We start from the raw sequence: 23,087 nt of genomic DNA on the forward strand, positions 1-23,087 counted from the left end.
GAATCCCCCCATTTAAAAATCCTGATTCTAACTTGAAAAATCCCTGGTTTAATCTACTGCTGCTATCAGGTACGTTTTTTTGCAAGGATCATTGCATTTTTCCTATCTTCATTCAGGAAACCCTTGAGAATATCAAATCCGCGGATATTCAGGAAAGCGATAACCTGGTCATATGTATATTTGTACGTAAAGCCCATGCGTATGACGTCTCCGTTCCTGAAGCTTACGGTTTCGGGTCCTATCCTGATCTCGGTATCCTTCAGGATATTCAGGCTCTTTCGCGTCCTGTAAAGGGCTCCTATCCTTGAGTCCACATGTGCGAGCAATAATTCAAAATCGAAATCTTCGGGAGCCATTCCGTACTGAAGCAAGGGATACATATTGAAGAGCGCATTCTCTCTTGAGGCATATGTGCCAAGGACAGACTTCCTTGCAGAATGCCCATCTTCCCCTGAGTCCGGGTTAGGGAGAAGGCTGGCATCAAAGAAAAAAAGATCTCCCTGTTCAAGGTTTTCGTAGACAAGCTGAAGAATGAACTCAGGCTCATAATTACAAAAGGTATTTCCCAGAATGCAGAACAGTACAGGAAGCCGCCAGTGCTTTTTAAGGAGCGGCATATCCTCGATAAAGCCAACTATTCCTTTTTTCTCTACAGGCAGGTCTCTTACTTTTTCAAGGGCGATATCTACAAGCTGGCTGCTTATGTCAACAGGGTAATAACGTATTGGCACTTTTCCGGAAGCAGGTTTCTCAGCCAGGTTTTTCTTTATCAGCTCCTCGAGAAGAACTCGCTCCTTCTCTCCGCTCCCTACCCCTACGCTTACAAGGCTCATACCTGCAGGAATGAACCTGACGATTGAAGCAATATTTTCCTCGAGCATGTCTTTGAGCTGCCTGGCTACCGGAAATGTTTCAGACCCATCCAATTTCAGCCAGTTCTTTGCTCCTCCCATGCCTGTGTACAGGAGATAATCAGGCAGCTCATGACTTTTCAGGCTTTCGCAAAGCCTTTCTTCCATACTCTTCTCGCCAGAAACTATTATTTTTTCTTCGTTCTCCGAAGCCCGCCTCCAGCTCGCCTTTTCTGCACTCTCCAACTTTCCACCTTACCCTGAACTATACACAAAATCATATTTACTGCAGTAAGATTGCCTGAATAATTTTTCCACTCATTATTTTTCCTTTTTCATTCCATTTTATTCAATCATCCTTTCTTACTTGAAGCACTGCTGGCACTCCATCCTCAGTGCTTCGAGAGGATCAACCCCATTATTTATCCCTACGCTGTAGGCATATCCTCGGCAGCCGATGCATTCTTCCATGTGCTCACAGTTCCCACACCTGCCTTCAAGCACTTTGTCGATATTCCTGACATATGTAAAGAGCTCGGAGTTGTAGATCTCCTTCAGGCTCGTTTTGTTTATATTATAGGGGTATTCCCCATTAACCCTGAGTGCTGGATGTTCGTCCAGCTTTGTAGGCGCACAGGGCCTTACATCCCCTTCTATGTTGATATACAGGCTGTAAAGGTGCTGAAGGCAACCACTTGCAGTAATCGGGGTATAGGGCAGCCAGTCGTACCCGTAATACTTTCGGTCTATTTCCAGCAGTTTTAATTTGTACTCTTTTATTTCGTCAGCTGTGAGCAGCTTATCCTCCAGTTCGTCATTTGCCCTGCCTGTCGGAGTGAGAATTTCCATATTAGGAAAGATGTTGTTCTGCCTGCAGAAGTGCCAGATATCCTCAATCTCTTCCAGGTTCATTTTATTGCTCACGAAAGAGATTCCCAGGCGGAGGTTTCCGGGCTCTGAAGGTTTTGAAAAGCCCGCTTTTATCAGATTTTCAAGCCCCGTTTTTATATCCTCGAAAGCTCCTTCTCTCCCTGCCAGGTAGTCCTGGACTTCAGGCTTGAGCGAATCGAGTTTTCCCATCACAGAGGCGTTGTGTTCGTACAGGAATTCTGCAAGCTCCTCTGTCATCAAAACGGTATTTGAAAAAATCATCGGGACAATCCCTAGGGAATCAATGTAGGTAATCAGTTCTCTAAAGTTCGGGTACAGAGTCGGCTCCCCTCCCCCTATGACAACTACAGACCTGATCCCGAGATCTTTTGCCTCAGATACTGTGCGCTTAAGGACATCGAAGTCAGCTATTTTTATTGAATCCTCTCCACTCTGCGCATAACAGTAGCGACATCGGAGGTTACATGATGTGTTTGTTTCAAGTCGTATAGCTAAAAGCCTGTTTGAGTCTCTGGCCTCATGGGCTTCCTGTGCTCCATACATGTATCCTCTCAGCACCGGAGGCGGTGAAAACAGAGTTTTTATATCTGGATTAATACCCTCACTCCCTTATATTTGGAAATATTCACAAATTTTTAACTGATTTATTATCTTAAATAACAAATTTTGCCCTTAAAATACTAGAAAATATATATTTATCAATTTGTAAGAAACTAAGTGCTTTTTTGGATCGAATATGCATTTTGATTTGAATATGCGTTTTGAGTCGAATATGCGTTTTCTGAATCAAGTACGAATTTCTTGAAAATGTAGCCTGCCTTTTCCGGTGCCTGACTGAATATAGCACCGGAAAAAATACAATCGAATTTTAGGTCTGCAAGGTTCTTGCTGGGTCAGGTTCAGGTGCAGAATAACTTTTTTGTGGTAAAGGGAGATTTTATGACTCTTTTTCTCCAAACTATGGTCCTTATCTTTCAAACGCTGATCAGAACTGATGAAGACTGATGTATTGCAAGTTAATTCGGTTTCGTTTTTTAATTCCTTTATGGCAATGTAACGAATTCAGGATAATTTTGTCTGGTTAAATTTAGTAAGGTTTAATTATCTCCCTCACATATCTGTTTTCAATCTTTAAGGGAGAAGGCCTGAAAATGAACAGAAAGATAATCATTTTTGGAGGACTTGTCTTATTTGTTCTCCTCTTGCTTATGCTGGGTCTCAGGTACGTGGGAAATCAAAACGATGAAATGTATAATGACAGCCTTATGAGTCATTATGAATACGATATAATTATAGAAAGCAACAGCACCCTGCAAAATGTAATCCTGTATTTGCCTGTTCCGGTTTTTGAAAATGAATCCGGGGTCGGACTGGAAATGGTAAATGGAGATTATTATAATAAGCCTTCGAACTGGAATCTCAGCCTTGAGGATACCGAGTATGGGTTAATGCTCAAAATAGAAGCTGCCGAAATTCAGCCGGTTTATCATTCCCTTCCTGTGGCTGTGCCCGAGCCTGAGCCTGGATCCGGAGATCTCGAAAATGAAGTTCCGGAAGAGGCGCTGGTAGAAGAATCCCACGAATACTCGGAAGAAACCCCGGTCCTGGTCCCAATTGATTTCGGGACTCGCGTAGGAGCTGACCACCTGATCAATACCAGATCACCTGTTGGCAACGAATCCGTGCTTTTGCCCAAATATAATCTTCGAGATTCCGAAGAAGGCCCGATAGTTCCTCTACCTGAGCATATCAATCCCGAATATTTTGATTATGAAAGCCTGGTCTATGCGCATTATGATGCGTCTCCTGAAGCCGAGGTCCAGATTTTTATTCAGCTGGAGGGCCTGAACGAGTGGTGGATCTACGGCTGGAAATATAACGAATATCGTGATGGGATCTCTATCCAACTTACAGGTCCGCAGGAAGGCTGGGTCCAGGCGGAAGGAAAACTTGTCACAGGAGATGGAATTTATAGAGAGTAATTACAAAGGATAATCCGCTCCTCTTCTATTTTTTGAAAATAAATTTCATGTCGCAAAGGCTGTTTTTGTCAAGTTTCTTTTTTTGTCAAGTTTCTTATAGCTTTTAATCTTATCTTATTCCGGATGTTTGAGGAAATTCAGGTCAAAAAAGCTCTCAATAAAATAAAGGAAACAAGCAGGCTCACACTGCCATATCGCTGGGACCTGAACATTTATAGAGGATGCGGGCACGGCTGCAATTATTGTTATGCAATTTATTCTCATAGTTATCTGGACAAAGAAGACAAAAAATGCTCCTCCTCTGAAGGGGAAAAAGGCTCTGATTTTTTTCAGAGGATCTATGTAAAGACAAATATTGCAGAAGCCCTTGAAAAACAGCTTGGAGCCCGGTCATGGAAAAGAGAGGTAATCAACATAGGCGGGGTATGTGATAGTTACCAGCCTGCCGAGGCAAAGTATGGCTTGATGCGTAAAGTCCTGGCGCTGATGATCGAATATAAAAACCCGGTTACTATATCCACGAAATCCGATCTTATCCTCAGAGACTACAACCTGCTTGAAGAACTTGCTGAACTCACGCACGTAAATATTGCGGTCACGGTTACGACCATGGATGAAAAACTAAGTTCTTTGCTGGAGCCCCTGGCTTCTTCTCCCAAAAAACGTTTATCCATCCTTCGGGCTTTCAAAAATACAGCAGCTACCACCGGGCTTCATATGATGCCTGTTCTTCCTTTCCTTACGGACAGCCCTGAGAACCTTGAGCAGGTCCTTTCTCGCGCAGCCGAATGTAAGGTAAATTATGCCCTTCCAGGCCTCCTTTACCTCAGGGGCGAAACCAGAAAGCACTTTTTCAAATTCCTTGCATGCAATTTTCCCGAACTTTTGGATCCTTATCGCAAATTGTACGCAAAGGGTGGGGTTGACAGAGCTTATAAAGCTGAACTTTACGTGACGCTCGGGAATCTTATGGAGAAGTATCATCTCTCAGCCGATTACATGAAACCTATGGAAACAAAGCTGTCCTGTTCAAAACAGCTCAGGCTGACGGATTTTACAGAAGACGATTTCTGAATTGTTTTCATGAATAACCTGAAAAAAGGAAAACAAAATCTGAACTTTCATATTCCATATTTTACTCGATTAATTCAGAATATGCGAACAGAGGATAAGTCTTAAAACTCTAATTTTTGGCTTCCGGTTTAATGTAAATTCGAAAAACCGTATCTATGGATGTTTCTTTTCTATAATTTTTATTTTTCATCGCCTGCACAGCTGCAGGAAATGTTTCCTTTCAGGATTTCTTTCCAGTCTCCAATTACGTCATGAGTCCAGCAGTCATCGGCACCTGCGGCTTCTCTCATGACCAGGGCAAAGATATATGATAGTTCCTTGACTGTAGCTCCTGCTTCGAGGGCACCCTTAAAATGCTTCAGGACGCAGGGCTTTGACCTGCCTTTGATGGAGAGGGCAAAACAGATAAACTGATAGGTCTTTTCATCGATCATCCGTTTTTCGGCATAGAGCTGGTCAATCTCGTCCAGCTTCTGGGTGAATTCAGGGAAAAATTCTTCCAGCATTTTCATTTCGATGGCTCCTTTTTCACCTGCAAATTTACAGGTTCACGGTGTTAAGTAAATACGCATATTATGATATTTTTTATATTTAAGCATTAGTTCAAAATCTTTTGAAACCATTTTCTCTGATCATTTCTCTCTAATTATTTCTCTTTGATCACTCGTTTTAATCACTTTTTTATATTCATTCTCTGATGAGCTTTCTTGCTCTGAGCTATTATTTTGGTATTTTCCATTAATGACACTCGTATAGACCCGACAGGTCTGTTCATAAATCCTGTTCCAATCGTAATCTGGAATCCCTTCAGCAGCCTTTTGAGAAAACTCAGTTCTCAGGGCTGGATTTTCTATCAGGGCCTGAAGACAGGAGGAGAAATCTACGAGGTTGTCTGCAAGATAGCCGTTTACGCCGTGCTCGATGATATCCGAGACCCCGCTGTGGTTCATTGCTACAACAGGGACCCTTTTTGAGATCGCTTCAAGAATTGAAATCCCGAATCCTTCGTCACTGGACGGGTGAGCAAAGATATCTGCCTGTTCCAGATAATCCAGTACTGCCCTGCGGGGAATTTCCCCTGTAAAATAGAAATTTCCGGATAATCCGGATTTTTTTACTTTCTTTTCCAGCTTTTTTGTAAGGGGACCATTCCCGATCATAATAAATATAAGGTTTTCATTTCTTTCTAGCAGGGAAGGAGCAAGCCTTACAAGGTGCTGGACTCCTTTCTTTTTTGTCATGCGGGCTACACTGGCAATTACAAGTTTTCCTTCCCTGTCAACTGGCAGGAGAGTTTTGAAGTCATTTTCTTCACAATCGATGCCGTTCAATATTCTGTAAACGGGCTTTTTTGTCATTAATTTCGAATCCTTTTCAACTGCTGAACTGACAGCGATTACGGCATCTGCGTTTTTGACAAGCAATTTGCCAGCCAGATACAGAAAAGGACTGAGCGGCGTATGACCTACAAGGGAGTGATTGGTAACAACAGAAGGAATCCCGAGCTTTCTGGATGCAATAAGTGCAGCCATGCTGAGCGGAGAGTCCAGCCCATGAGAGTGAATAAGATCATAATTTCCTGATTTCAAGAGGGCATAGAGCTCTTTATAAGCTCCTGGCGCCAGAAAACGTTGCTGTCCGGGCAAGGGGCTGCTTTTGACCCTTATTATTGTTATTCTGTCCCTTATGTTATACTGAGGAACACCCGGATAACTCCTTGTAATAATGTGCACTTTATGACTTTCCTTAATCAGGGTTTTTGCAAGAGAATGCATGCAATATTCAATCCCCCCGACCTTTGGAAAATACCAGTCACTGATCAATGCGATTTTGTGTCTTTCCAGATCTTAAACCCCCCATAATAAAACAAATATAGAAAACCTATCAGACTGCTGAGCCCGTAGGAAACAAACCGCTCGAGAAACACGAAACTGCCTGCTGAAGCAAGGGGTAATCCGAAATACAGGAGCAGGGAGACCAGGCCTCCTTCTACTATCCCCAGCCCTCCAGGAGTGATTGGCAGGCAGCCGAGTATGAGGTAAAGAACTGATAATGTTATTATCAAGTCCAGAGACAGGGGGAGGGAAAGAGCGGAAGCTACAAGTTTGAGACGTATCACATCAAGACCCCAGACTCCGCAGGACAGGAGAAGCACAGGGGCAAAAGATCTGTTTAGCTGCTTACAGTCCTGATACAACTTTTTCACGAAGAAAGAAGATTTACGGAGGAGAAACCACGCTCCTATTCCTGTACCGATCAGGGTTAAAGTTACTAAAAGAGAAGAGTTCAACGACAGAATATCTCTCTGGAGCAGAAACAACTTCTCAAAGGAGGGGGATATATATAAAACATAAAGAAAGAGCAGGGCAACAGGAATTGCTTCAACCAGCCTTTCGAAAAGGATAGTTATGAGAGCATGAGTGTAGCTGATTCCAAAACTTCTGTTAGCCCAGATTATCCGGAGAGACTCTCCTCCTGTCCTGCTTGCAGGAGTGATATTATTTACAAACGCTGCTCCGAACATAATAGGAAGCAGGTTTACGGCTTTAAGATTATAGCCAACAGAAGAGAGTACCTGCTGCCAGCGGACTGCAAAGACATACACACTCAGCAGGTATGCCGAGGAAGCCAGAATGACATAAATAATCCTGGTTTCGCTGAGTATTCTTCGGCTTCCTTCCAGTACAGGTACGATCTCTATCCAGTGCGTACGGACCAGAAATATTGCTATAAGCAGCAAGAGGACCGCAGCGGCTTTCTTTAAGGTTCCCAGGTTCAACAGCACACCTTCACAACCGGGTTCAGAGCAGGATTTTCCGTAAATGTGCTTTTTTCTATAATTGAGCTACTTCGAGTCAGGGTTTTTTCATCAATTAATAATGTTTGCATTATAGGCTGACAGTTCTCCAGCAGTTCTCCAGATCGAAAAAGCATACCCCGGGTTTTAATGCCTTAATTACTCTCTATACCCAGGCTCCATGTTCGCTAAAATATGATTTCGCATTTTTTACCCAATCCCCATTCTAAATTTAGGCTCTTTTTATATAATATCTGTCATCATTGTGTTTTCTTATATTCCAAGTCCACAGGTATGCTTTTCTCAGGCACTTTTCTGATCAGGCATTCCTAGACCTTAAGACAGCTTTCTTGATGCAGGTGCTTTCCTTTCTCCTCGAGTTCTTGTTTGCTCTCATGTGCCTTGCGTCTATACAAAGCGTTATCTGCTGTCTACACAAAGCGTTATCTGCTATCCTGACAAAAGAGTAATAAGGGATTTAGTGTGGATTTTCCTTATTTATATTGGGGGACAAAAATATATGTTATACAGAAGACTTGGCAAGACGGATGAAAAGGTTTCAATACTGGGTTTCGGTACTATGCGGCTTCCTACAATTGGGGGAGATGATACCCGGGTTGATGAGGAAAAAGCCGTACAGATGATCCGTTATGCCATTGATTCCGGCGTTAATTACATTGATACGGCTTATCCTTATCATGGGGGTATGAGCGAATCCGTTCTCGGGAAGGCGCTTGAGGACGGCTACCGGGAAAAGATATATCTTGCAACCAAACTCCCAAGCTGGCTTGTTACGAGCAGAGAGGATATGGACCGACTTTTAAATGAACAGCTTGAAAGGCTTAAAACCGATTACATTGATTTCTATCTTATTCATGCCCTGAACAGGGATTTCTGGGACCTGGTTAAAAAACACGGTATTTTTGATTTTCTTGATTCTGCCCTTAATGAGGAAAAAATAAAATACACAGGTTTCTCTTTCCATGATAATCTCGAAACATTTAAAGAAATAGTTGACTCCTATCCATGGACTCTATGTCAGATCCAGTACAATTTTATGGATGAAAATTTCCAGGCAGGGAAGGAGGGTCTACTGTATGCAGCTTCAAAGGGACTTGGGGTCGTTATTATGGAGCCTATGCGTGGGGGATATCTCGTCTCAAAAGTCCCACCTGAAGTCCAGGAGATCTGGGATTCTGCCGGGACACAACGAAGCCCTGTAGAGTGGAGTCTGCGATATCTATGGGACTATCCCGAAATAAGTGTGGTTCTCAGCGGGATGTCAGATATGAAACATGTAAAAGATAATGTAAAATTGGCATCTGAAGGTTTTCCTGAATCCCTGACAGAAGAAGAAAGAATACTCATTTCCCGGGTAAAGGAAGTATACAGGGCAAAAACAAAGGTAAACTGCACTGGTTGCCAGTACTGCATGCCCTGCCCATCAGGAGTAAATATCCCTGAGAATTTCAAGTACCTCAACAATGCCGAAATGTTTGATAATGCCGAAGGGGAAAAAGCTCTATACAGTGGCCTGGAAGGTCAGGCATCAAATTGTACGGAATGCGGGCAGTGCGAAGAAAAGTGCCCTCAGAAAACTCCTATCAGGGAAATGTTAAAAGAAGTTGTAAAACTATTTGGAAAATGACTTTATTTGGAAAAACGGTTTTACTGGAAAAATAGTTTCGAATTTACCCGGTTTTTCCTTTTCTCGGCTTTTTTCTTTTATATTTATGGAGCTTCATGTTTTACATGAAGATATTTAGAGGACTGGTTATCCGACCCTCTTAAAAACCATAATGTATTAGCTGTAAGGTTTACCTCAGAGCTTCTGGAAGCACATTGATGGCCAGGTTTTTTCATCAATAGTATCTCCTTTGGAGGGAGTATTATTGCTTCTTAACACTCCTGAAGAAAACCACAGCGTATCTACCACATCTTAATATTCACCCAATCGAAACGACAGTAGAATGGTGGTTCTATCTATCGAATTTATATAATCCCTATTCATATATAGCCAAAACGATGAAGATTATTACTTTGCGATTAGAATATTCCAATGGCATTGGATATGGCAACTCCCGTTGGAACCTGTCCATTTTGTTATGAGTTTCGAATAATACGATATTTGCCCTGAATTTCTTGAGAACCTTTCAGTGAACTTATAATCTGTAGTTATAATCTTTTAATTGAGACAAAGACATGAGCCCTGTTTCTGGTACCAGTTCTTCGTTGCTTGACGCAATCTTCCTTTCTGAAAAAAGAAAGAACCTTCTTCTACTGTTAAAAGAGGAGGGCCCTAAAAGCAATGACGAAATCAAAAATGCATTTGATTTCCCCTGGAAGTCAATGATTCCTCAGATCAAAAAACTGGTTGATCTGGGTTTGGTAATCCATGCCGATGGGTTGTATTCTCTCTCTGAAATGGGGATCGTGATAGCTACAAACGTACAGTTTTTGCTAAACACTTTGAAAATATATGAAGAAAATAGAGATTTCTGGTCCGAACATGATTTGAGCTCAATTCCTTTCCATCTTCTTACAAGAATCGGGGAATTGGGCCAGTGTAAGGTACTGAAACCAGATTTGTCTCATATATTTAAAGTTCAGGAAGATGTTGTAAAATGTATGCTGGCTTCTTCCCGCATTATGGTAGTTGTTTCAGCTATCCATCCAGCTTATCATCTGGCCTGTCTGGAGTTTATTGAAAAGAATATTGATGTTACAATTATCCTGACAGAATCGGTTTTTGAGAGTATCCAGGCCGAGTGCCTCCCGAAATCAGATGCAGTTTTCAGTGATAGTTCCGTTCTTAAACTGGATCTTCCTGAGTATAAAAAAGAAGTTCAGCTTTTTTTGAACTGCGAGAACTCACATTTTTTCGTGTCTGATGGTGAGGAGAAAAAACCAATGATGCTGATAGTGACCGACAAGATCTTTGCGCTTTCACTACTTGATAAACATAGCAGGATTGACCGCCATTATATTGTAAGCTTTGATCCTGGGGCTCTAAAATGGGGAGAAGAACTTTTTGCATATTACAAAAAGAATTCCAGACCGATCTTTTCGTTTTAAGTTTCTCACTACTCTAAAACTTCACTACTCTAAAGCTTCATTACTCTAAAATTTCACTGCTCTAAGGCTTCAATCTAAAATTTCTCAATTTGCTTTCTTCAGGTTGGAATTTTTTGAAACTTTATCTTTCTTTTATTCCCCAGCCTTTAAAGAAGGTATAACAGAAAGTCCCTCCGGGTTCGGCAGTCTCATGAAGCTCTTTTATCCCTTTTTTCCACGCCTCTTCTTTTATCATTTGCATTTCCAGAGCCTGCTCTTTTACACCTTCTACCATGGGAATAATGGTTTTCAGGATAAAGCCGTCCACAAGTTCAGGTTTGCTTGAATCTACGTAGACCATTCTGGGATCTACTTTTACTTGCCTGAATCCTGATTCCTGCAGAATAGGGTAAAGCCGTCGCCCGATTAAGGAATCTCCTTTCATGTGCGCCTGCACCCGGATGAGACAGTGCCAGGCTTCAACAGCTTCTTTTCCTTCTGGATAGAAGTAACATGACCCATGGTCACCTTCGATTACAGTAACTGTACCCCTGGGTTTCAGAGCTTTCTTCAGGTTTTTCAGGGCTTCTTCCGGGTTCTGCAGGTGTTCGAGCACGAAACAGACAAAAATGTGGTCAAAACTCCCATCTTCGAATGGAAGGGAAAAAATATTTGCCTGCAGGAATCTAACATTTTTAATTCCATTTTTTTCTACATTTTCCCTGGCTTTATCAAGTGATTCAGGAGATATGTCCACTGAAGTAATTTCTGCATCCGGATTGTTTTTTGCAAGAATCACAGTCTGGGCACCTATCCCGCAGCCAGCTTCAAGCACCTTTGCTCCGGGCGGATATATCGTATCATGATGGAGAAGTTTTTCAAGCGTGTCTGCCTGTTCTGAAAGGCGGAGAGCCTCTCTTTCGGAATAACCATGTACATATTCGGTCATGAGTGCTTTCGCTCCCTGTTTTTTATCTTTCAGTCCTTTATTAACTGTTATCAATCAATATATCTTTATCTTCAAACTGCTGTTATTTTCAGATAACGGCGAAAGTACTGCTGGATACCGTCTGAAACAGCTAGATGAATACTTTTTTACCATATTCTCTTTTACCAGATCTGGGTTACTGCCCTTAATCCTGACTGCAGAATTTATTCTCTTTTCAAAAAAAATCAATTCATTTTATAAAAAAACTCATATAATAACAGAACCTTTTAGAAATGGGGAGTTAGGTATACGGACATACACTCAACTGTAAGTTGTAAACAGAGTTTTAAGTTTGGGTACTCAGGTCTGGAGTTTATGTTCTAATCAGATCCTGAATTCTACCTGCCGGGTCTCAAATCTCATTATCTTGAGACGGCTTCTGCTTACTTTGAGCTCTATGTTATTACTAGCCTGCGCTTCCATCAGAATCTGTGTACCAATGGTACTGGATGGTCCATGCTTATTGGAATTTTTTAACAATAGCACTTATGGGCTTAACAATAGCACTATGGATTTCAGCATTCAAGAATAGACTGAACTTGAAGAATGGGGAAGGTGACTATACTATGGATAAAAAGAGAATGGTTGACGAAAAAAGCAAAGATGAGCAATTAGAAATGGTTCGGGAAGACCCTGAACGTGAATTTCTGACAACGAATCAGGGTGTTAGGGTCAGTAATACCGATATCTCACTCAAGGCAGGGGAAAGAGGACCAACCCTGCTTGAGGATTTTCACTTCAGAGAAAAATTAACTCATTTTGATCATGAAAGAATTCCAGAAAGGGTTGTCCATGCCCGTGGGTCGGGAGCATATGGGTTCTTCCAGGTTTATGAGCCTATGACGGAATACACGAGTGCAAAATTCTTGCAGAACCCAAACAGTAAAACGCCAGTTTTCGTCAGGTTTTCCACCGTAGTAGGGTTCAGAGGCTCGGCAGATACTGTCAGGGACGTCCGGGGTTTTGCAGTAAAATTTTATACCGAAGACGGCAACTACGACCTGGTTGGCAACAACATTCCTGTCTTCTTTATTCAGGACGCAATAAAGTTCCCTGACCTTGTCCATGCAATTAAACCTGAACAGGATGACCAGATGCCTCAGGCTTCAGCAGCACATGATACATTCTGGGACTTTGTAGCGTGCCACCCGGAAAATGCACATATGATTATGTGGGTACTTTCGGACCGTGCACTTCCCAGAAGTTACAGGATGATGCAGGGTTTTGGGGTTAATACTTACCGTTTCGTTAATTCTGAAGGCAAAGGCAGATTTATAAAGTTCCACTGGAAACCTCTGCTAGGAATCCACTCCCTTGTCTGGGATGAAACTCAGAAGATAGCAGGAAAAGATCCAGACTTCAACCGTCGTGACCTCTGGGAAGCAATTGAGATGGGAGACTATCCTGAATATGAGTTCGGAATCCAGATCCTTGAGGAAGAGGACGAGTTTAAATTTGACTTTGATATCCTCGACCCTACAAAGATCTGGCCGGAAGAGGATGTGCCTGTTAAATGGATAGGTAAGATGACCCTCAATCGCAATCCGGACAATTTCTTTGCTGAGACCGAACAGGTTGCATTCTGTCCGGCAAATGTGGTTCCTGGAATTGATTTCTCTAATGATCCGCTCCTTCAGGGACGCCTTTTCTCATACCTCGACACACAGCTAATCCGCCTTGGGGGCCCTAATTTCCAGGAAATCCCAATTAATCGGCCACTTGCGCCAATAGCCAATAATCAGAGGGAAGGTTATCACCGCACTACAATAAACAAAGGCAAAAGCAGCTATTTCCCCAATACCGTAGGGGAAAACCTTCCACGTCCAGCTTCTGTAGAAGAAGGCGGATATGTCCATTATATGGAGAAAGTCGAAGGCAAGAAAATCCGTTCCCGCAGTGAGAAGTTCAAAGACTTTTTCAGCCAGGCGAAATTATTCTGGAACAGCATGTCGAAACCTGAAAAAGAGCACATTATAGAGGCATTCCATTTTGAAATAGGAAAAGTCAAAGACAAACAAATCAGGCAGGCAATTGTCGATATGTTCAACAATGTTGACGGTGACCTTGCAATAGAGATCGCAAAAGGGGTAGGAGTCTCTGCTCCGGCACAGAAAGGAGGGTCTCCGGTAATTAAAGAGTCTCCAAACGTCAGCCAGGAGCGCACTGAACACACGGTGAAAAACACAATCAAATCCAGAAAGATTGCCATTCTTGTTGCGGATGGGTATGATCAAAAGGATCTAAACCAGGTGATGCAGGCTTTAAAGGCTGGAGGAGCAAATGCCCATATTATTTCGAAGTATCAGGGCATGTTAAAGAGCTCAAACGGCGAAGAAATCGAAGTTGATAAAAATTATCGCACTACTGCATCAGTACTGTATGATGCGGTATACATTCCTGGCGGGAAACAGAACATAGACACTCTGAAAATGCATGGCGATGCGATTCACTTCATCAATGAAGCATTCAGGCACTGCAAACCGCTGGGCGCAAGCGGAGAGGGAGTTGAACTACTCAAGGCAGCAAAGCTTCCCGATATAAAACTTGCAGGGCAGGAATCCGCTGACCAGGTAGTATCCGATAAAGGTATTGTTACCACCAGAAAAGAGGGAGGTAACAGCTCTTTTAACGAATCCTTTACTGCTGCAATTGCAAAGCACAGACATTGGGATAGGGAAAAGAAGGAACAGGTTCCAGCCTGAACTTATTTGAGAGGAAAGTACTCCTCTCTTTAATCCCATACTTTCTTTACTTTTATAATTACACTTTTTTATTTTTCTCTTTTTCTTTTTGCCTTCATTTTCTCATGGTCACCATATACAGTTTTCTTGGGAGATCCCCTTCCTCGAATTCTTCCACTTCTAAACGCCCATATCCATTTGCAAGGTGCTCAACTTTTTCTCTGCTGAAGAAGTGCACTATAAAGCCGCCCGTAATTTCATACATATCCTCTCCTCTGTGGACCCCTGTCCCGTAATGGGCATCCCCTGTGTGTCTGGCTGTATAGATATTTAACCCGCCTGGTTTGAGCACTCTTCTAACCTCACTGCAGAGAAATTCCAGTTCATTTGTGGTCAGAGCCATGCAGTAAAGCATGTGAGAATAGCAAGCATCAAATGCTTCATTTTCAAAGGGCAGCGGATTTCTTACATCGTGCCTGAGGGCTTTAACGTGTTTCCCTAATCCTGCTTGTTCGGCTTTTTCTTTTATCGCCTTTGGCCCGCTTTCAGTATAATCGAGCGAATAGACTGAAAAATCCCTGCTGGCAAAATAGCAGGTGTCTCTCCCCTGCCCCCCTCCAAGCTCCAGGATTTTCTTTTTTCCTTCTTTTTGAAAAAGATCTGCGGCTTTTCTGGCAGGATAACTTGGCTCATCCCCGAACCTCGAGCAGGCGTTTGAAAATACTTTTTCCCAGTGAGGCTGCTGCTCATTAAGAATCTCCTTTTCCATGCCGTATTCTACTTTTTCACTACCTGTATCTTCCATATTCATCTCATGCACTTCCTTCCTGTTAGCTTCCCTTTTTAACCCGTATTGGTATTATTTTATCATCAGTGCAATTTTATACTCCTAACTTTAATATAACTGTTTATCTCGATAATGCGAGAGAACTCCTTCCTCGCCAGATCGGATAAATCCGATCTGGCAGGTGGGAGGTGAAAGCCGTCAACTTCTAAACGAAATACATTCCTAAAAAAATTATATAACCTTCTAGAATATACTCTCGATATATGCTAAAAGCCTACAAATTTAGACTAAATCCTACGGTAGATCAGAAAGTTCTGATCGATAAACACATTGGTAGCTGTAGATATGTGTTTAATTGGGCTCTGGCATAAAAAATAAAAACATATGAGGAATCTGCTAAATCAATTCCACAGTTTGATCTGAATAGGCAACTTACTCAGCTTAAAAAAGAGCAGCTTTTCCTTAAAGAAGTGAATGCACAGTCTTTACAGGGAATGACAAAGCAGGTTGAATCGGCATTTACAAGATTCTTCAGGGAAAAGAAAGGTTTTCCAAAATTTAAGTCTAAGAAAAACCCAATACAATCATTTCCAATCTACAATCATATTACATGAATTTTGAAAATGACATTATTAAATTACCGAATAAAGGATAATATGGAGGTTTGCCCGAGAGAATGGCACTCTCGAGCGATTTTTTTATTGGATCTTGAAAACTGGGTTGTTTTTTTTAAGTTTTTTAAGGATGAAAACTTTCACTCCTCATCTATGGCACTCACATACCTGGGAAATAAGAGTATGTAATTTTCCTGGTAAGACTTCCCATCTTTGCTGATATTAAGATTCCACATGATCTCCGGTTCTTTAGCTATTCCTTTAGCCTTGATCATCTTATTCCTCCCTGTTTCACCTCTCGATTTTAATAATTTGTTCTTTTTCTATCCTGCTGGATACTCCCGGGGTTGCACAATTCCCGGGATAAGCGCCAGCTGATTGCATATCTGTTCGCTTTGCAGGATAGAGGACTAATTTCTATCCATTCCAATTAAAACTCGAAAACTACGTAAGGGTAAGGATTTGGGTAACAGGCGTTAGTTATGAGGGTAATAAGCTCAAGCTGCCTTATTTTTAGTGTAGTCGGGAAGAACTGAACTCCTAGTCGAAATCGGATCTGCCCGGAAATAGCTTCTCCCTCTTTTTCTAATGTGCCTTTACTTCTCCTTTTTCAAATTCTCTTTTTTCTTATTTGTTCATATCATGGAACAAATCCATAATTTCCTGTTTCTCATTTTCAAAACTATTTTTTGAAGAATTAATATTTGTTTGTTTATATGTAGCAACTTATAATGCTAAAAATACGAATCCTATTAACAAAATCAAACATAGGCTCACAAGTAAATAGCTAAAAATTCGGAAAAGCTCCTGCCTGCAGAAATCTGAATCGGGATCGGTTATCTATCTTTAATTCCAGCCTGGTTTTCTCTTTGAGTAACAAATATTTAATTTTTTATTATCTTGCGATGATTGGAAAGTAAGCGGCATAAATCAAAAAGCTCCTTTTTATGCTATTTCTTCAAAAAAAGGTTTGATGGGATGCATAATAATTTATTTTTAGAAGATAAATACCTATTTATAAATCTATTGTCAAGTTTAATATTGAGAACTGAATCAAAACGAGGGGAAGCAAAATGTCCAGACAGAATTCCAGCACTCGCCTGCACGACAAAGAGAGCATCAATGAAAAGCCCCATGAGCAAAGTCATAAACACGATGGGTTTTTCAATTCTCGTCTTTCCCCCAATTCCCTCTCTCACAAACTTTCTCACAAGCTTTCTCACAAACTTTCTCGTAAACTCTCCAATACTCACTTGCATGAGCATCCTCACGAGCATTCCCATATACACAACCACACGCATGGGAGGGTGGATCCTTCCATAATTGCGACCAGTAAAGGGCTCTGGGCTGTGAAATGGTCATTTATAGGGCTGATGGTCACAGCGATTCTGCAGATTTTCATTGTTTATATATCAGGTAGTGTTGCCCTTCTTGCCGATACCATTCACAACTTCGGGGACGCATCAACGGCAATACCCCTCGCGATCGCCTTTTCCCTCTCAAGAAAAAAGCCGAGCAAACGCTTTTCCTATGGGTACGGAAGAGCAGAAGACCTTGCAGGTGTAATTATTGTCCTCCTTATTCTTTTCAGCGCGGCAGTTGCGGGCTATGAGTCCGTGGTACGTTTCTTCGACCCTCAGCCTGTAGGTCATTTGCAGGCTGTAGCTGTTGCCGCAATCATAGGTTGTATTGGAAACGAGGTCGTGGCACAGTTTCGCATGAAGGTTGGAAAGGAAATCGGGAGTGCAGCCCTTATTGCTGATGGGTACCATGCGCGGGTAGACGGTTTTACTAGCCTTGCTGTACTTGTAGGGGCAGTTGGAGTCTGGTCCGGGTATCCGATCATTGACCCCCTTATTGGCATGTTAATAACAATTGCTATCCTCAAAATAGTCCTTGACTCAAGCAAACTTGTATTTACCCGCCTTCTTGATGGCATTGAGCCTGAGGTCCTCGATAAGGTCAAAGATATCTCTGAGAGTGTCGAGGGTGTTTGTGAGGTTACGGACATCAGGGTTCGCTGGATCGGGCACAGACTCCATGCTGAGATTAACGCTTCCGTTGATCCTTCCCTTTCTGTTGAAGAGGGGCATGAAATTGCCAACGCTGTAAGAGAGAAGCTTCTGGAGAATTTTTCCTATCTCTCCGGGACCACCATCCATGTAGATCCCCTTACAGCTTCAGGGGAGTGTTGCCATTGTGTGCCTGAAAGCCCTGAAAAGAGAAATGGAAAACAAAAGCGTGTTTCAAACGTTTATCCCGGTTAAATCCTGGAAGATTTTCAGACCTCTTCCTGAACCTTTCAGGAGAGGCAAGGCTATTCTCTATTTACCTTCGCGTGATTATCCGAAGGTGCCGATTTATGGATTTGCCTCGCTATCCTGTCCAAGACAGTATCCCGCAAAAAAGATTCTGAGAAGAAGAGTTCCCGTTATTATTATTATTATTATTATTAATTTCATTCCCTTCTTCCCAGCAATGATTTTACCTTAGAGTCATTCCTTCAAGGGCGACTGTATATTCTTTACTCTTTTCATTATATCTTATAGAATAGCTTGTAGGGTAATAGGCATTTATCGGATAGCTTTCCGGCAGCTTAAGAGGGCTTGTTAATTCAGGCTTCGTTTCAAGGAAATCTATGGTAACCATCGGTTCGACAAACACCATCTCTCCATCATAAAAGCCATAGATGAAGGTTTCTCCGAAAGGCTGTCCGCTGAATTCGGGAGAAGTCGGATCAATCCAGTGTGCTCCCATCCTGGGAACCCCTCCAGGGGTTGAGACATACCCTTCCGGAATAAATTCTGGTTCCGGCTCTTTCTCCAGGTTTGCCATATCCTCTTCAGTTGCCGTTATTCTGTCCCGCTCCTTTTGACCTATCATGTAAAAGTGGACATCAAAGTGCGCACTGTCATAGATTCCCTGAGGTTCATGCCCTTCCGGGTTCCAGTCAATCCCTATATGGTCATAAGCAGTAGCTGAAGCTTCTTCGGGGAGGGGAAGTATATATTCCACAATCTCTCCTTCAGGCAGGCCTGAGAGGGCAAGTTCCGTGAAATTTATCCCTATTGCAGAAGGGTTCCCTTCAGCATCAAGAGTAACCCATGAATAAACTATTCCGTCCCCCAGGGACTTGCTTTCCCCTTTAAATGTTTCAGGCAGGGATTGAGTTTCTTCTGCTTGAGCTTTAACCTCTACCTGAGAATCTTCTTCGGCACATCCTGAAAATACAAGCATTGTTAACATAAGCATACATAAATAAAACACAGTTCTGCTCTTCTTCATATTACCCCCCGTGAAGAATGTATTCAGGCTGTAAATACTACGTCTACTCTTTCCACATCCCACAAAGACCCCAGTTTTTCCATTATATCCTCTTTTATTGAAGGAGCAAATTGGTGGTCTGCAGGCAGGTCAATAACTACCCTGACAACTCCAGCTTCAACACTCGTTTTAAGGATAAGGTTCGTGCGGATAACATCAAGCCCGGTTAATGGGTTCATAACGTGCTTGAGCCTCTGCTGGATAACTTCTTCTGTTGTAGTTTCTTTCTCGGTCACAAGCCCATGTTTTTCTTCGTAATCACGGATAGCAGCACGCAGGCCCTCAACTGCAAGCACGGAGCAGTGGGCTTTGATCGGAGGAAGTCCACCCAGTTCTTCAGAAGCCTGCTTCCAGGTTATTTTCTTTGCTTCATCCAGGGTTTTTCCCCGAGCAAGGTCCGTGATTACGGATCCTGTGGCAATATTAGATGCACAGCCGTAAGATTCGAATTTGACATCCTCAATAACCTTTGTCTCGGGCTCAACCTTAATATATACGGCAACCATATCCCCGCATGCCGGACTTCCTTCCAGGCCTTTTCCGTCAGGATTTTCTATCTTCCCTACATTATGCGGGTTCCTGAAATGCTCTAGCACTTTTTCGCTATAAGGAAACCTCATCTCACTTTTCTTTTCTACTTTCATATTCTGCTCTCTCCTTTCTTTTCTGTTCCTTCTTTGCCCTTTCTCTGTGCTTTCCTTCTTTTTTGGCTCATTTTCTTGCAAGCGGGCTTATTTCCCTGAGTCTTGCCACAATTTCACTCATAGCATCAATTGCCGCATCTGCATCTTCCATGCGGTTATAACGCCCGAAAGTAAAGCGTACTGAGCCGTGGGCTCTTTCATGATCTCCTCCAATTCCCCTTATAACATGACTGGCTTCAAGGGAGCGGCTAAAACAGGCCGAACCCGTGCTCACTGCAAATCCTCTCATGTCCATGTGCAGGGTTACGGATTCTCCTTCCACATAATGGAAAGTCAGGTTTGCGTTCTGAGGCAGACGTTTTTCCCGGCTCCCGTTAAGAGCGACATCCGAAATTTCGGAAAGAGCTCTTTCAATTACTCTATCTCTCATGGCCTCAAGCTGCCGGGTCTCGTCTTCGGTTACAAGTTCTACTGCTGTTGCAAAACCTACGGCTCCCGGAATATTTTCCACTCCTGCTCTCATATTAAATTCCTGAAAGCCTCCGTCCATGAATTTAGTTATGGGCGTATCTTTCCGGACATAGAGTGCACCTATCCCCCTGGGACCGTGAATCGTATGGGCAGCTAATGTCACGAGATCAACAGGTAGTTCCTTCATATTAAGGGGAAGCCGGGTAAAGCTATGGGTAGCATCGGTATGCAGGAGCACATCCTTTTCTTCACAGATCTCAGAAATAGCCTTCAGGTCCTGGGCAGTCCCTATCTCCTGATTGGCGTACTGGATAGAGACGAGGGCGGTTTCTTTTGTAATTGCACTTTTGAGCCCTTCAAGGTCTACAAACCCTTCTGCATCCACATCCAGATAAGTCACTTCAAATCCCTGTTTCTGGAGGGCTTTTGCCGTATTTAATACAGGGAAATCTTCTATCTTTGAGACGATAATATGCCTGCCTTTCTTTTCCTTAAGAGCCCAGGCTGCTCCTTTTAGTGCCATATTGCTTGATTCCGTATCCCCTGAAGTAAAGATTATTTCTTCTGAACTCGCACCAAGCCTTGAGGCTATACTTTCCCTGGAGCTTTCGAGCCCTTCTTTTGCATCGATGCCCATAGAATAGCCAAACTCGGATGTTGCTACCGCATAAGTATCAAAAAAGTAAGGCTTCATTGCCTCGAGCACTCTCTCATCCAGCCGTGTGCATGCAGCATTGTCAAGATAGATCATATTTTCAAATATTTCTTTCCCCTCCTCAGATCATACCATAAAATCAATTCCGGTAGCCAGATTTCTACCAGCTTTAATTAAATTTCTGGCCTCCTTTAGTAAAATTATACTGGTCTTCTATAAAATCTAATGTTTTAATAAAATTTTAAATGCCTCCATCTGAACTTCGGGCTTTTTTAGATTGAATTCTATATTTTCAACTAAATTCTAACACGATGGGTTTATAAACGGAAAAATGTAGTAAGGCTCAGAGTGAAAGCGAAACCCTGAAGGAAATCAGAAACATTGCGACAATTTTAATTTCAAACTCTCGCAGAATTAGATAAAGAGGGTTATGTTCGCGTCCCTTGCTTCATGGATGTACGTACCAACAGCTCCCCATTCATCCACCCATTCCGTTCTAATCTCCTCCTTCGAGATACCCATTATCTCCATGGTCATTTCGCAGGCTATTATCTTTCCTCCAAGTTCTTTGAAATCACTCATCAGCTTTTCAAGTGAGACGACATGGGCTTTGCTCATCCTCTGCTTGACCATATACCTGCCAGCACCCATCATGTTCATTTTGGAAAGCGGCCCCTTTTCCAGCTCTCCTTTTTTAAGCCGCATGAGACCCCAGAAAGTGAAGTATATGGAGGCTTCCATACCCATTGCCAGGGCTCCGTTTGCAATTATAAGCGCACTGTATACCTTGTCCATATCCCCGCTATGCAGGATAATAACTGCCTTTTCCCCCATTTCCCCTCCTCTCCGGTCTTACCTCCGGATCTTTATCTCCCACTCTTTTCCTCCCTCTTTGTCTTTAATCTCCAGCACCTTGAGCCCCATCGACTCACATGCCATGGGAATCTCTTTTTTTGATGCCGGATGCGTACCTTTTACTATCACAAGGTCTCCTGGAGAAGCTCTTTTGAACGCTTTTCTGCACTCTACCAGTGGAACCGGGCAGGTTTGCCCTCTAACATCTACTTCCATTTCTGCCATTATTCTTACCCCCTAAATAAAAGAATGGAAGGTCTTTGAAGATGATTGTGTCTTCTTCACCTAAGTTCACTATATTCCAAAAAATATATTATCGTTTCGTACTTAAAATCTTACCCGGGAGATATCTTTTCCTATCAGGTTATTTGCCCATTTCTTGCCAGGGAATTCACTTGAAGCTTTTAATTTTTTCCTCACAGAGCTTTTCGTATTTTTTCCGCAACTTCCTCCAGATTGGTTCTATCGGGTTCGGTCCATACAATTGATTTTATTCCTCTTCCCCCATCCCCTTTCTTTCTGGGAATTACGTGTACATGTACATGAGGGACTTCCTGTCCTGCTACTTCCCCGTTATTAACGCCGATGTTCGATCCTTCTGCTGAAAACGCTTTCTCAACCGCAGCCGTAACTTTTCTTGCAGCTTCAAAAAGCCGGGCAACATCTTCTGCATCCATTTCCACAAAGCGGCTGAAATGTTTTCTAGGAGCCACAAGCGTATGCCCCTCACTTGCCGGATGTATATCAAGAAATGCGTAAACTGCATCATCTTCATATATCCTGTTTGAAGGGATTTCCCCTGAGATTATCTTGCAAAAAAGGCAGTTTTCTGTCATATGGTATCCCCATAAAGGTTTAGGAGAGTACACTTATATCAGGGTTCTGTTTCTTTAACTTTAAGGGGAAGTCTACTTCCTCGATGCGAATAAGCAGGAATGAGCAGTTTACTAAGTTTTATTACTATCCTGGTATCAACTCTCTCTATACTATTATACTGTAGTTTGAAATTTATTTTTCTTAGCATCGAATAAGAATCCGGGAGAGTACCATTAGTATGATCGGTTACATTGCAGGTGCCCTGACAACTATAGCCTTTGCCCCTCAGCTCATAAAAGCCCTGACTACGAAATCCACAAAGAATGTATCTCTTCTAATGCTGCTTTGCTCGACTTCTGGCATGGCTCTCTGGCTGCTCCATGGAATTCATGTAAACGGTTCCGCAATAATTGCTGCAAACAGCGTTTCCGTTATACTGGCTGCTTCTCTTCTCGGGCTCAAGCTTAAAAATGACTGTGCAGGTTTAATTTTCGAGTTCAGCGAAAAGATGCAGGAATCTGAAAATAAAAGTGCTTCTATCCGGAAGTGAATTATGATGGCTCAACTATATATTAAATCAATCGTTAAATCAAATTTATGTTA

At 42.4% G+C, this 23,087-nt stretch carries 22 protein-coding genes; 8 read left to right on the forward strand and 14 right to left on the reverse strand.

All coding sequences use genetic code 11. From position 1 onward, the window contains the following. Positions 1-65 precede the first annotated feature (65 nt). The gene (locus FXV91_RS13375; protein ID WP_229391128.1) at positions 66-1,097 is read right to left on the reverse strand and encodes an L-histidine N(alpha)-methyltransferase; all 1,032 of its coding nucleotides are present in this window, start codon (positions 1,095-1,097) and stop codon (positions 66-68) included. A gap of 117 nt (positions 1,098-1,214) precedes the next feature. Then, positions 1,215-2,285, reverse strand: coding sequence for a radical SAM protein (locus tag FXV91_RS13380; protein ID WP_229391129.1), 1,071 nt, complete (start codon positions 2,283-2,285; stop codon positions 1,215-1,217). A 608-nt stretch (positions 2,286-2,893) separates the two neighbouring features. Here FXV91_RS13380 and FXV91_RS13385 point away from each other — a divergent pair. Next, on the forward strand, positions 2,894-3,724 hold the full coding sequence (locus FXV91_RS13385; protein WP_229391130.1) for a hypothetical protein: 831 nt from the start codon (positions 2,894-2,896) through the stop codon (positions 3,722-3,724). Positions 3,725-3,847: 123 nt separating this feature from the next. Beyond that, a complete protein-coding gene (locus tag FXV91_RS13390; protein ID WP_229391131.1) occupies positions 3,848-4,798 on the forward strand; it encodes a radical SAM protein in 951 nt (316 codons plus the stop codon). Between the two features lie 179 nt (positions 4,799-4,977). Here FXV91_RS13390 and FXV91_RS13395 read toward each other — a convergent pair whose 3' ends face one another. From FXV91_RS13395 to FXV91_RS13405, 3 genes are all read right to left on the reverse strand, one after another. Continuing rightward, positions 4,978-5,310 (reverse strand): carboxymuconolactone decarboxylase family protein, encoded by a 333-nt coding sequence (locus FXV91_RS13395; protein ID WP_048143026.1) that lies wholly within the window; start codon positions 5,308-5,310, stop codon positions 4,978-4,980. 120 nt (positions 5,311-5,430) lie between these two features. Next, a complete protein-coding gene (locus FXV91_RS13400) occupies positions 5,431-6,621 on the reverse strand; it encodes a glycosyltransferase family 4 protein (RefSeq protein WP_255680494.1) in 1,191 nt (396 codons plus the stop codon). Then, entirely contained in the window at positions 6,618-7,577 is a 960-nt protein-coding gene (locus FXV91_RS13405; protein ID WP_229391133.1) for a lysylphosphatidylglycerol synthase transmembrane domain-containing protein, read from the reverse strand. The genes FXV91_RS13400 and FXV91_RS13405 overlap by 4 nt, the downstream gene beginning before the upstream one ends. A 538-nt stretch (positions 7,578-8,115) precedes the next feature. Between FXV91_RS13405 and FXV91_RS13410 the strand changes: the two genes are divergently transcribed. After that, positions 8,116-9,243, forward strand: a complete 1,128-nt coding sequence (locus FXV91_RS13410; protein WP_229391134.1) for an aldo/keto reductase — start codon at positions 8,116-8,118, stop codon at positions 9,241-9,243. A 554-nt stretch (positions 9,244-9,797) separates the two neighbouring features. Next, positions 9,798-10,670, forward strand: a complete 873-nt coding sequence (locus FXV91_RS13415; protein ID WP_229391135.1) for a winged helix-turn-helix domain-containing protein — start codon at positions 9,798-9,800, stop codon at positions 10,668-10,670. Positions 10,671-10,791: 121 nt separating this feature from the next. On the opposite strand, the gene FXV91_RS13420 is transcribed toward FXV91_RS13415, so the two are convergent. Next, entirely contained in the window at positions 10,792-11,598 is an 807-nt protein-coding gene (locus tag FXV91_RS13420; RefSeq protein ID WP_229391137.1) for a class I SAM-dependent methyltransferase, read from the reverse strand. A gap of 605 nt (positions 11,599-12,203) precedes the next feature. Here FXV91_RS13420 and FXV91_RS13425 point away from each other — a divergent pair. After that, positions 12,204-14,339: a catalase gene (locus FXV91_RS13425; RefSeq protein ID WP_229391138.1), complete on the forward strand. Its 2,136-nt coding sequence runs from the start codon at positions 12,204-12,206 to the stop codon at positions 14,337-14,339. Between the two features lie 94 nt (positions 14,340-14,433). Here FXV91_RS13425 and FXV91_RS13430 read toward each other — a convergent pair whose 3' ends face one another. Continuing rightward, positions 14,434-15,129, reverse strand: a complete 696-nt coding sequence (locus FXV91_RS13430; protein ID WP_229391140.1) for a class I SAM-dependent methyltransferase — start codon at positions 15,127-15,129, stop codon at positions 14,434-14,436. Between the two features lie 239 nt (positions 15,130-15,368). On the opposite strand from FXV91_RS13430, the gene FXV91_RS13435 reads away from it, so the two are divergent. Beyond that, positions 15,369-15,476 (forward strand): helix-turn-helix domain-containing protein, encoded by a 108-nt coding sequence (locus FXV91_RS13435; protein WP_229391142.1) that lies wholly within the window; start codon positions 15,369-15,371, stop codon positions 15,474-15,476. Between the two features lie 383 nt (positions 15,477-15,859). Here the strand turns inward: FXV91_RS13435 and FXV91_RS19850 are convergent, their stop codons facing one another. Continuing rightward, positions 15,860-15,994, reverse strand: coding sequence for a hypothetical protein (locus FXV91_RS19850; RefSeq protein WP_255680499.1), 135 nt, complete (start codon positions 15,992-15,994; stop codon positions 15,860-15,862). A 798-nt stretch (positions 15,995-16,792) separates the two neighbouring features. Between FXV91_RS19850 and FXV91_RS13440 the strand changes: the two genes are divergently transcribed. Then, the gene (locus tag FXV91_RS13440; RefSeq protein WP_229391143.1) at positions 16,793-17,986 is read left to right on the forward strand and encodes a cation diffusion facilitator family transporter; all 1,194 of its coding nucleotides are present in this window, start codon (positions 16,793-16,795) and stop codon (positions 17,984-17,986) included. A 217-nt stretch (positions 17,987-18,203) separates the two neighbouring features. On the opposite strand, the gene FXV91_RS13445 is transcribed toward FXV91_RS13440, so the two are convergent. The 6 genes from FXV91_RS13445 to FXV91_RS13470 all read right to left on the reverse strand — a co-directional run bounded on the left by FXV91_RS13445 (position 18,204) and on the right by FXV91_RS13470 (position 22,504). Next, entirely contained in the window at positions 18,204-19,004 is an 801-nt protein-coding gene (locus FXV91_RS13445) for a DUF5602 domain-containing protein (protein WP_229391145.1), read from the reverse strand. Positions 19,005-19,027: 23 nt separating this feature from the next. Continuing rightward, entirely contained in the window at positions 19,028-19,687 is a 660-nt protein-coding gene (locus FXV91_RS13450) for an iron-sulfur cluster assembly scaffold protein (protein ID WP_229391147.1), read from the reverse strand. Positions 19,688-19,754: 67 nt separating this feature from the next. After that, a complete protein-coding gene (locus tag FXV91_RS13455) occupies positions 19,755-20,909 on the reverse strand; it encodes a cysteine desulfurase family protein (RefSeq protein ID WP_229391148.1) in 1,155 nt (384 codons plus the stop codon). Positions 20,910-21,227: 318 nt separating this feature from the next. Then, a complete protein-coding gene (locus FXV91_RS13460; RefSeq protein WP_229391150.1) occupies positions 21,228-21,647 on the reverse strand; it encodes a DsrE/DsrF/DrsH-like family protein in 420 nt (139 codons plus the stop codon). A gap of 18 nt (positions 21,648-21,665) precedes the next feature. After that, positions 21,666-21,893: a sulfurtransferase TusA family protein gene (locus FXV91_RS13465; RefSeq protein WP_229391151.1), complete on the reverse strand. Its 228-nt coding sequence runs from the start codon at positions 21,891-21,893 to the stop codon at positions 21,666-21,668. Positions 21,894-22,084: 191 nt separating this feature from the next. Then, positions 22,085-22,504, reverse strand: coding sequence for an HIT family protein (locus FXV91_RS13470; protein ID WP_229391153.1), 420 nt, complete (start codon positions 22,502-22,504; stop codon positions 22,085-22,087). A 218-nt stretch (positions 22,505-22,722) separates the two neighbouring features. On the opposite strand from FXV91_RS13470, the gene FXV91_RS13475 reads away from it, so the two are divergent. Next, complete coding sequence (locus FXV91_RS13475) at positions 22,723-23,034, forward strand: SemiSWEET transporter (protein ID WP_229391158.1); 312 nt, start codon at positions 22,723-22,725, stop codon at positions 23,032-23,034. The last annotated feature ends 53 nt before the right edge of the window (positions 23,035-23,087 follow it).

The organism is Methanosarcina sp. DH2, assembly GCF_020804225.1.
In the GTDB taxonomy this organism is placed as follows: Archaea; Halobacteriota; Methanosarcinia; order Methanosarcinales; family Methanosarcinaceae; genus Methanosarcina.